At 44.8% G+C, this 9,823-nt stretch carries 7 protein-coding genes and 5 tRNA genes; 8 read left to right on the top strand and 4 right to left on the bottom strand.

Features of this window, described 5'->3' with window-relative positions; translation table 11 throughout:
- Both vmeC and IQR33_RS28965 read right to left on the bottom strand, forming a co-directional pair.
- Positions 1-1,007 (bottom strand): multidrug efflux RND transporter periplasmic adaptor subunit VmeC (gene vmeC, locus IQR33_RS28970; RefSeq protein ID WP_193844269.1); only part of this gene is annotated, 1,007 nt, incomplete at its 3' end.
- Positions 1,008-1,025: 18 nt separating this feature from the next.
- Positions 1,026-1,607, bottom strand: a complete 582-nt coding sequence (locus IQR33_RS28965) for a TetR/AcrR family transcriptional regulator (protein ID WP_005384254.1) — start codon at positions 1,605-1,607, stop codon at positions 1,026-1,028.
- Positions 1,608-1,777: 170 nt separating this feature from the next.
- On the opposite strand from IQR33_RS28965, the gene rep reads away from it, so the two are divergent.
- On the top strand, positions 1,778-3,793 hold the full coding sequence (rep, locus tag IQR33_RS28960) for a DNA helicase Rep (protein WP_005379104.1): 2,016 nt from the start codon (positions 1,778-1,780) through the stop codon (positions 3,791-3,793).
- 73 nt (positions 3,794-3,866) lie between these two features.
- On the opposite strand, the gene IQR33_RS28955 is transcribed toward rep, so the two are convergent.
- The gene (locus IQR33_RS28955; RefSeq protein ID WP_005384252.1) at positions 3,867-4,280 is read right to left on the bottom strand and encodes a c-type cytochrome; all 414 of its coding nucleotides are present in this window, start codon (positions 4,278-4,280) and stop codon (positions 3,867-3,869) included.
- A 335-nt stretch (positions 4,281-4,615) separates the two neighbouring features.
- On the opposite strand from IQR33_RS28955, the gene IQR33_RS28950 reads away from it, so the two are divergent.
- From IQR33_RS28950 to IQR33_RS28930, 5 genes are all read left to right on the top strand, one after another.
- Positions 4,616-4,692 (top strand) — tRNA-Arg (locus IQR33_RS28950).
- A 33-nt stretch (positions 4,693-4,725) separates the two neighbouring features.
- Positions 4,726-4,801 (top strand) — tRNA-His (locus tag IQR33_RS28945).
- A gap of 69 nt (positions 4,802-4,870) precedes the next feature.
- A tRNA-Pro gene (locus IQR33_RS28940) sits at positions 4,871-4,947 on the top strand.
- Between the two features lie 48 nt (positions 4,948-4,995).
- Positions 4,996-5,071: transfer RNA gene (locus IQR33_RS28935), tRNA-His, on the top strand.
- A gap of 64 nt (positions 5,072-5,135) precedes the next feature.
- A tRNA-Pro gene (locus IQR33_RS28930) sits at positions 5,136-5,212 on the top strand.
- 195 nt (positions 5,213-5,407) lie between these two features.
- Here the strand turns inward: IQR33_RS28930 and IQR33_RS28925 are convergent.
- Positions 5,408-6,133: an HAD family hydrolase gene (locus IQR33_RS28925; RefSeq protein WP_193837273.1), complete on the bottom strand. Its 726-nt coding sequence runs from the start codon at positions 6,131-6,133 to the stop codon at positions 5,408-5,410.
- A 661-nt stretch (positions 6,134-6,794) separates the two neighbouring features.
- Between IQR33_RS28925 and IQR33_RS28920 the strand changes: the two genes are divergently transcribed.
- On the top strand, positions 6,795-8,510 hold the full coding sequence (locus IQR33_RS28920) for a dipeptide ABC transporter ATP-binding protein (RefSeq protein ID WP_005379108.1): 1,716 nt from the start codon (positions 6,795-6,797) through the stop codon (positions 8,508-8,510).
- A 92-nt stretch (positions 8,511-8,602) separates the two neighbouring features.
- Positions 8,603-9,823: ABC transporter substrate-binding protein (locus tag IQR33_RS28915; protein ID WP_193844268.1), on the top strand; the 1,221-nt coding region annotated here is incomplete at its 3' end.

Here is a 9,823-nt window from a genome sequence, read left to right as displayed (position 1 = left end):
ACATCACCTGGCTTCACGCCTTCTAGAATGTGTGCGATATCTTTAGAGCGTTCGCCAACTTTTACCACATGCTGCTTAACGCGTTTTTCGCCATCTTCTTCTGTTACGATGTAAACATTGTCGCCATACAGCGTAAATGTGATCGCGGTTTGAGGTAGAGTGACCTGATTTTCTAATTTAGGCAGAATGATGTTTGCACGCGCGAACATACCACTACGCAGTTTGCCGTCACTGTTAGGGATATCCGCTTGAACTTGAATCAAACCACTTTGTACGTTTACAGCTGGTTCAATCGCAGAAATAGACCCTTTGAAAGGTTGGTCTGGATAAGCGTCAACAAAGATATCCACTTCTTGATCGATATTGATACGTGAAATATCGGTTTGTGGCACGGTGAAGCGCAAGCGCATCACGCTGGTATCTTCAAGGCGAACAATGTCGGTGCCCGCCTGTAGGTACTGACCGAGGTACACGTTACGAATACCTACCACACCATCAAATGGCGCTTTGATTTCGCGTCGGTCGATGGTCGCTTTCAGGCTTTCAATGTCTGCTTTTAAGGAGAAGTAGTTTGCTTCTGCTTCGTCATACGCTTCTTTAGAAATAGATCCTTTTTTGAATAGGCCTTGGTAGCGTTTGTATTTCGCTTCTGCCGCTGGCAACTTAGCTTGCGAGCTCTTCAAATTTGCTTTTTCGACTTCAGAATCAAGCAGCACTAATGGCTGACCCGATTTAACTTGAGTACCGGAATCAAATGCGATTTTATCGATAACACCGCTGGTCTCATTTGCTACCGTCACGCCTTGGTTTGGCTCGATAAAACCAATTGCTTCGATGACTGGTACCCAATCCACCGCTTGCACTTCTGTCACGGTTACTGGGAACTCAGGTTCAGGACGGTTTGCCATGTATTCAGCGATCTTTTGTTGCTTAAATAAATTGAAACCTATCACGCTGCCGAACAAGAGAACGGCGATAAGTAACATAAAGAAAGTCCACTTTTTCATTCTATTAAGAACTCCAAGTTAGTGTTTAATAATTGCATCCCAACTGGCTTCAATAGCGGCCTCTAATGCCGTCTTATCCAGTTGATAAAATCCCAAAGCGTGTTTCCGAGCAAGTGCAACACTTGCCTCAAAACTTAATCCAGAAAGTACTTCGTTATCGAGAAGCTTGAATACTCCCTCGTCTTTACCCTGATTAAAAAGAAGATCTACTTGGGCAAACATTTGTCTCTCAAGTTCCCGAGCTTTGCTACTATTTGAACAGGGTAAAGATTCATATTGGACTCGGTTGCTGATCGCACTTAAGTTCGAGCTCGCTAGATTCCAAATATTGAGCCACATGGTTCGATAACGCTGTTTTAAAGGCATCTCTTCACTAACACCTAGTTGCACCGCAGTAGCAACACGCTTAGCAACGTTAAGGCGTAGTTCCTCTAAAAGATGTTCTTTATCTGAGAAATAACGGTAAATCGTCCCTGCTGCGACACCTGCCTCATTGGCGAGCTTTTGCATGGAAAGCCCTTGAAAGCCAGATTCAGCAATGAGTTGTTCAGCAGCGACTAAGATTTGTTCTCGTTTATCTACAGCAGGGTTATCCTTCATAATGTCACCCTTTAGTGAATGAACGTTCATTCATTATAGCTTAAATACCCGCTATTTATGCAACAGAATATTGCACTTAATTGGTGTGAAAATTACAAGAAATCAGCATAGCTTTCACGAGGCCACCCCTTTATCATAGGCGCCACATTCATCACCCGCAGAGAATTTCTATGAAGCTGAACCCTAGTCAAGATGAAGCCGTGAAATACGTGTCTGGTCCATGCCTAGTGCTAGCTGGTGCTGGCTCGGGCAAAACTCGTGTTATTACCAATAAAATCGCTTATCTGGTTCAGCAATGTGGTTACAAAGCGCGTAATATTGCTGCGGTGACGTTTACCAACAAAGCAGCACGTGAAATGAAGGAGCGTGTAGGTCAAACGTTAGGGAAAGGTGAGTCTAAAGGTTTGATGGTATCAACATTCCACACTTTAGGATTGAACATCATCAAGCGTGAGTACAAGCATTTAGGGTTGAAAGCGGGCTTCTCACTGTTTGATGACCAAGACCAGCTAGCGCTGCTCAAAGAACTTACCGAAAAGCAGCTTGATGGTGATAAAGATCTGCTACGTCAGCTTCTGAGTTGTATTTCCAACTGGAAAAACGACATGTTGACGCCAGAGCAAGCCAAAGCGCGTGCGCAAGGTGAACAGCAACAATTGTTTGCGTTCTGTTTTGATATGTACCAAAAGCAAATGAAAGCCTATAACGCGCTCGATTTTGATGACCTAATTTTGATGCCCGTTTTACTCTTACGTAATCATGAAGATGTTCGTCAGCGTTGGCAGAATCGTATCCGTTACCTACTGGTTGACGAGTATCAAGATACCAACACGAGTCAGTATGAGCTGGTCAAATTAATTGTCGGAGAACGTGGGCGATTGACGGTTGTAGGGGATGACGATCAGTCTATTTATTCATGGCGTGGTGCGAAACCTCAGAACCTCGTGTTGCTGGGTGAAGATTATCCAAATTTGCGTTTGATTAAGCTAGAGCAAAACTACCGTTCAACGAGTCGAATCCTGCGTGCGGCCAACATTTTGATAGCTAACAACCCTCACGTCTATGAGAAGTCCTTGTTCTCTGAAATTCCTGACGGTGAAAAACTCAAAGTGTTGTTGGCTAAAAATGAAGAGCATGAAGCAGAGCGCGTAACGGGTGAACTAATTGCGCATAAGTTCCTAAACCGTACCGAATATAAAGATTATGCGATTCTATACCGTGGTAACCACCAATCACGTTTGATTGAAAAGTCTCTGATGCAAAACCGTGTACCGTATAAAATTTCTGGCGGCACCTCGTTTTTTGCGCGCGCAGAGATTAAAGACATCATGGCGTATTTGCGCGTTTTGGTTAATCCGGATGACGACAATGCATTTTTGCGCATTGTGAATACTCCACGACGTGAAATTGGCCCAGTAACGTTAGAGAAGTTAGGCAGTTATGCCAATATGCGAGGGAAGAGCCTGTTTGAGTCGAGCTTTGAAATGGGGCTCGAACAGCACCTAACGGGACGTGGCCTAGAAAACCTGCGTCGTTTCACCCAATGGCTAGTGGCGATTGCTGATCAAGCTGAGCGTGGTGATACCGTCGAAGCGGTTCGTTCGCTAGTTCGTGATATCCATTATGAAGATTGGCTATACGAAACTTCAGCAAGTCCGAAAGCCGCTGAAATGCGAATGAAGAACGTTTCTGATCTTTATTCATGGATAGTGGCGGACCTAGAGGGTGACAACTACGATCAAGAAGAGAAAACGTTAAAAGAAGTCGTTCAACGTTTGACCTTGCGTGACATGATGGAGCGCGGTGAAGAAGATGAAGACAGTGATGCAGTACAACTGATGACCTTGCACGCATCAAAAGGCCTTGAGTTCCCATATGTATACTTAATTGGGTCCGAAGAAGGTATTTTACCGCACCAAACCAGTATTGATGAAGATAACGTGGAAGAAGAGCGTCGCCTGATGTACGTTGGTATTACTCGCGCGCAACGTGAACTGACTTTCACTATGTGCAAAGAGCGTCGGCAGTTCGGCGAGTTGATCAAACCGACTCAAAGCCGCTTTTTGGATGAGTTGCCATTTGATGACGTTGAATGGGAAGTAAACAAAAAGCCAGTATCAGCAGAAGAGCGTATGGCGAAAGGTCAAGCACACATTGCCAATATTCGAGCAATGTTTAAGAAGTAAAGTAACCCTGTTCTCACTGACTAAAAACAAAAAGGCTTGCCAACTGGCAAGCCTTTTTCGTTGATGTCTTTACTTATAGACCTTCAATCATGTGGTCAATTGCTGCGATGATTTCATCGTCAGAACAGTCCATACAGGTTCCTTTGGCTGGCATCGCATTGAAGCCTTCTAATGCGTGCTTCACTAACGTATCTTTGCCTTGTGCAATACGTGGTGCCCAATCATCGGCATTACCTGTTTTAGGTGCGCCGTTTACACCAGATGCGTGACAAGCAATACAAAAAGTACCATAAACTGTGGCGCCATCACGTGGACCGGTTGGCTCTTCTTTCACTGGCTCAGAACCCGCTAGATAAACATCACCGACAGGTTGGATGCGTTCTGCGATCGCATCGTATTCAGTTTGGCTGATGTCAGAAGCTAAAGCTGCCGTAGAAAACGTTAAGGCAGCGAACAAAACGCTAATCATTTGTCGAGACATATCCATTAAACCCACTTCACATTCCCGAGGTAAGTGACTTACCTATTTATATAGTTAGAGTATTAATGCCGAGCAGAGAAATCATTAAATTCCACTGAATGGCATAGAATGATTAGACAACTTGGTTGCAGCTGTTAAATCAATGTAAATAATGGGTGATTATATCCCGATAACTTGTTGCAATAAACAACAAGTTATCCATGACAGGGCGTGAATCACATCAAAAATCCACTTTAACGGAAGATAACTGTCGAAAAAGAGACCAAACGATAAAAAAAGTAAAAAAAGTACTAGACGGCATAGTGTGATATCCGTATTATTCCACTCCGCCGATAGGGCATGCGCCCGTAGCTCAGTTGGATAGAGCGTTGGCCTCCGGAGCCAAAGGTCGAAGGTTCGAATCCTTTCGGGCGTACCATTGCCTCGGAGGATACATCGGTAAAAATCAGTGGTGGTTATAGCTCAGTTGGTAGAGCCCCGGATTGTGATTCCGGTTGTCGCGAGTTCAAGTCTCGTTAGCCACCCCATTCTTTCTTTTTTAGATTGAATGCGGTAGCATTGCTCCCAATCTTGATTCAATCAAGATAAAACATCGTCGGTGAATAGCGCAGCTTGGTAGCGCATCTGGTTTGGGACCAGAGGGTCGGGGGTTCGAATCCCTCTTCACCGACCACTATTTAGTTTATGGCTCTAATAGAGCGGTAAACAGCAAAAATTGATGGTGGCTATAGCTCAGTTGGTAGAGCCCTGGATTGTGATTCCGGTGGTCGCGAGTTCGAATCTCGTTAGCCACCCCATTAATTAAGGTGACTTCTTAGTTGAAGTGTCCTGTCTGATTTGAGAAAATCAGCAAATACAGTTCGGTGAATAGCGCAGCTTGGTAGCGCATCTGGTTTGGGACCAGAGGGTCGGGGGTTCGAATCCCTCTTCACCGACCACTATTTAAAGCCTCAGTCGAAAGACTGGGGCTTTTTTGCATCTCTCCTGAAAAGAATCGGCATTCCATTTCAATTTTTCCCAAAAGTGTACAGCTCTAGGGGCTTTTGACCACCTATGATCCAAATGCTTTTCGAGCTGACAAAATAAACCCCAGAGCAGTGTCTGGGGTTTTGTAGTTTTCTAATCCGCTGCTTTTATTGGGCGAGTGTTTTAAGGATTTCTTTCAGTTCTACCGTTTCTTGGATTTCAAAACTTGGCGTTATATCCGTTGAGTTGCTTGCGCCTGTCGCATTCACCCATACACTCAAAATGCCCATATTGTTAGCGCCAGCAATGTCAGCAGGTAAAGAGTCGCCCACGTGTAGAGCCTCTTCTGGTTTTACTTCGACCAAGTCGAGCGCTTTTTGGAAAATACTTGTAGCAGGTTTCTCTTCTGGCTCTTCTCCTCCCACAATAATATGGTCCACCCAGTTGCTCATTTGTGTCGCGTTTAATTTAGGGTGTTGAGAAAAAATCGGGCCGTTAGTGATCACGACGAGTTTGTAATGTTGACGAAGGTCGCTGAGCATTTCTTTTACACCAGGGAAGAAAGTGAACGCGCCCATACGTGCAGAGTCAAAGTAGTCTTGAGCTTGTTGAGCCTCTTTTGCAGTGATGCTGACGCCTTGCTCCGCCAAGATGTTTTGGATCAGGCCACAACGGAAGGCATTTTCATCGGGTAGCAGAGCAACAAGGTGAGGGAACTCAGCATTCAGCTTTTTGTATACACCCTGTAAGTAGCGCTGCAAAAAAGCTTTTGGCTCAGTCACTTGTGGGTAGGTTTTATGAATCCAAGCTGTAAACGCTTGTCCTGCAACTTTATCGGCTTGTGACGTTGCACATAAAGTCTCGTCCATATCAAAAAAAATCGCTTTAAGCACAGGGGCTCCTTTTATTTACGGCTTGGCTTTGACACTGTTCATCTATTATCCCACTCTCAATTGTGTCGTAAAGGGTTAAAACCGGCGAGTTTTCTTATGACGTACGAATGAAGATAGCGGTACTTTCCTTTGCTTAGTCAATAAACCGCTTAAGTGGCGCATAATCTGCATTGGAGCAGGATTTGTGTGGTTTTGCTGTTTTGTTCACGTTTTGACCTATCCTTTCTCTTCCTAAGTTTGGCTTTTTGTATTTGCCGACTATTTTATTAATAGTTTTTTATGTTGAAAAAACACTTTTTGCATATGATATTGTTTGTTAAATGTTAATAAATGCACATGAATAATATGGTTAATGATCTTGTTTAGCTCATGTTTACTTTTAGAGCATTTTTCTAGTTTTATTGGTGCATGACGCACAAAAATAGTGTGATATGAAAATGGTTAAATACTTGTTAATGCATTTTTATTCGCTAATTGTGCGTTTATTTAATGTTTTTTCGGCGGAATATACTTTAATTGTTGCTTTTTTGTGTGATTTTTGCCAAATTATTTCCGCATAAAGATTTCAGAGTATTATTCTGAATTTGAACGGATTCATTCAGGTGATGAATGGTGCCTTTGGCATGATTCGATACCACAGACAAGGCAGTAGAGGTCTGAAATGTCACTATTAGAAGTGAAAAACCTTCGTATTGAATACCCATCCCGACACGGCGTTCACGCTGCCGTGAAGTCACTTTCTTTTCATATTGAACGTGGTGAAATCGTGGGTGTTGTTGGCGAATCAGGTGCGGGTAAATCCACCGTTGGTAACGCCGTTATTGATTTGCTTAGCCCTCCAGGTCGCGTTGCTAGCGGCGATGTTTTCTTGGATGGAGAAAAAATTTCTGGCCTATCACCAGAAGCGATGCGTAAGGTTCGCGGCTCGAAAATAGGTTTTATTTTCCAAGATCCGATGACCTCGCTCAATCCACTTTTTACTGTTGAGCAACAGCTGAAAGAGACGATCCACGCCAACATGAAGGTCTCTGATGAAGAGGCGTATCAGCGCGCGCTTTCTCTTATGCAGCAGGTTGGTATTCCGCAACCAGAAAACCGCTTAAAACAGTACCCGCACCAATTCTCTGGTGGTATGCGTCAGCGTGTTGTCATTGCCATTGCTTTGGCTGGTGAGCCTGATCTCATCATTGCGGACGAACCAACTACGGCGTTAGACGTTTCTATCCAAGACCAAATCCTCAACTTGATCCGCGAGCTGTGTATCAAGAACAATGTCGGCTGTATGTTGGTTACTCACGATATGGGTGTCGTCTCCAACGTCACCGATCGCGTGGCGGTAATGTATCGTGGTGACTTGGTGGAGTTTGGACCAACAGCCAAAGTATTGGGCGATCCTGATCACTCTTATACTCGCAGTCTAATTTCAGCGGTACCACGTTCAGACAGAAAGCTAGATCGTTTCCCGTTAGTAAGCTATATCGAAGAAGCGGCGGAAATGGAGCCACTCGATATCAAGAACCACTGGTTAGGACAAAGCCAAGATGAGCGTGAGTACACTGGCCCGCTTTTGGACGTGAAGAACGTCAATCTTCGCTTTGTTACCAAAGACTCTTTGTTCGAGAGCCGCCGAGAATACGTGCAAGCATCTAATAATGTGAGCTTTGAAGTGCACGAAGGCGAAACCTTTGGTTTGGTGGGCGAGTCTGGTTCAGGTAAATCGACCATTGCACGTGTGATTGCTGGTTTATACCAACCTAACTCTGGTCAGGTGAAATTCGAGGGCATTGACCTGACCGCTTTAACCTCTGAGAAAGAGCGCCGCCCGATGCGTCGTCAAATGCAGATGGTGTTCCAAAACCCATATACTTCAATGAACCCTCGTATGAAGGTATTCGATATTATTGCTGAGCCAATCCGTTTCCATAAATTGACGAAAAACGAGTCGGAAACTCGCCAAATCGTGAATGACCTATTGGATCATGTTGGTTTGGGTCGAATGGCTGGGCTTAAGTACCCTCATGAATTCTCCGGTGGTCAGCGTCAGCGTATTTCTATTGCGCGTGCGTTGGCGACTCGTCCTCGACTTTTGATTTGTGATGAACCGACCTCAGCACTGGACGTATCGGTACAGGCACAAATTCTAAACTTGCTGAAAGATCTGCAAAGTGAGCTGAACTTGACTATGTTGTTTATCAGCCACGATTTACCTGTTATTCGTCAGATGTGTGACCGAGTAGGTGTGATGCAAATGGGTACACTTTTAGAAGTGGCACCAACAGAACAGTTATTCACGGCACCTCAACACGAATACAGCAAAAAATTGATTTCTCTGATGCCGGAGTTTACTGGCTTGCGAGAAGAGATCGAAACGGCATAAACCAAGCAATTCGCTTGGCTAACCTTTAGTCATAACAAAGACGCAAACACAACAACAAGGGATCCGTATCCCCGCATGAAGGAGTTATGCAAATGAAAACCATGAAAAGCAAATTAGCAGTGGCGCTAATGGCTGCGGGCCTAAGCTTTAACGCAATGGCAGCAGATATCAAAGTTGGCTATGCAGCTGACCCAGTATCGCTTGACCCACATGAGCAGCTATCAGGTGGCACACTGCAAATGTCACACATGGTATTTGATCCGTTGGTTCGCTTTACTCAAAAAATGGATTTCGAGCCTCGCCTAGCGGAAAGTTGGGAACGTATTAACGATACGACTGTTCGTTTCAAACTGCGTGAAGGTGTGAAATTCCATTCTGGCAATACTCTAACTGCTGACGACGTCGTGTGGACGTTCCAGCGTTTACAAAGCTCTCCTGACTTTAAAAACATCTTCGACCCGTACGAGAAAATCGTCAAAGTGGACGACAACACGTTCGATCTTGTAACTAAAGGTCCTTACCCACTAGTGCTGCAAACCGCAACGTACATTTTCCCAATGGACAGCAAGTTCTACACTGGCAAAACTGCGGACGGCAAAGACAAGTCTGAGCTAGTGAAGCACGGTAACTCATTTGCATCGACTAACGTATCTGGCACGGGTCCATTCATTGTGACTTCACGTGAACAGGGCGTAAAAGTGGAATTTGAACGCTTTAAAGATTACTGGGACAAAGAGTCGAAAGGTAACGTTGATAAGCTAACGCTTGTGCCAATCAAAGAAGACGCAACTCGTGTAGCAGCGCTGCTTTCTGGCGGTGTTGACATGATTCACCCTGTAGCGCCAAACGACCACAAACGCGTTGAAGATGCTGACGGCATCGACCTAGTTACGCTACCTGGTACTCGTATCATCACGTTCCAACTAAACCAAAACAGCAACGAAGCATTGAAAGACGTTCGCGTTCGCCAAGCGATTGTTCACGCAATCAATAACGAAGGTATCGTGAAGAAAATCATGAAAGGCTTCGCAACGGCCGCTGGTCAGCAAAGCCCGGCAGGTTACGTGGGTCACGATGACAAACTGGTTCCTCGCTACGATTTGAAGAAAGCGAAAGAGCTGATGAAAGAAGCGGGTTACGAAAATGGCCTGACGCTAACGATGATCGCACCAAACAACCGTTACGTGAATGATGCGAAAGTAGCACAAGCGGCGGCGGCAATGTTGTCTAAGATCGGTATCAAGGTTGATCTGAAGACCATGCCAAAAGCGCAGTACTGGCCTGAGTTCGACAAGTGTGCGGCAGACATGCTA

The organism is Vibrio sp. OPT46 (assembly GCF_015163535.1).
GTDB lineage: Bacteria > Pseudomonadota > Gammaproteobacteria > Enterobacterales > Vibrionaceae > Vibrio > Vibrio alginolyticus.
Note: the sequence above shows the minus strand (reverse complement) of the source record. Positions and strands in the feature narration are given on the sequence as shown.

Excerpts from the sequence above, each read along its gene's own strand:
- IQR33_RS28965 (WP_005384254.1), bottom strand. The coding sequence starts at position 1,607 with ATGAAGGATAACCCTGCTGTAGATAAACGAGAACAAATCTTAGTCGCT.
- rep (WP_005379104.1), top strand. The coding sequence starts at position 1,778 with ATGAAGCTGAACCCTAGTCAAGATGAAGCCGTGAAATACGTGTCTGGT.
- IQR33_RS28955 (WP_005384252.1), bottom strand. The coding sequence starts at position 4,280 with ATGGATATGTCTCGACAAATGATTAGCGTTTTGTTCGCTGCCTTAACG.
- IQR33_RS28920 (WP_005379108.1), top strand. The coding sequence starts at position 6,795 with ATGTCACTATTAGAAGTGAAAAACCTTCGTATTGAATACCCATCCCGA.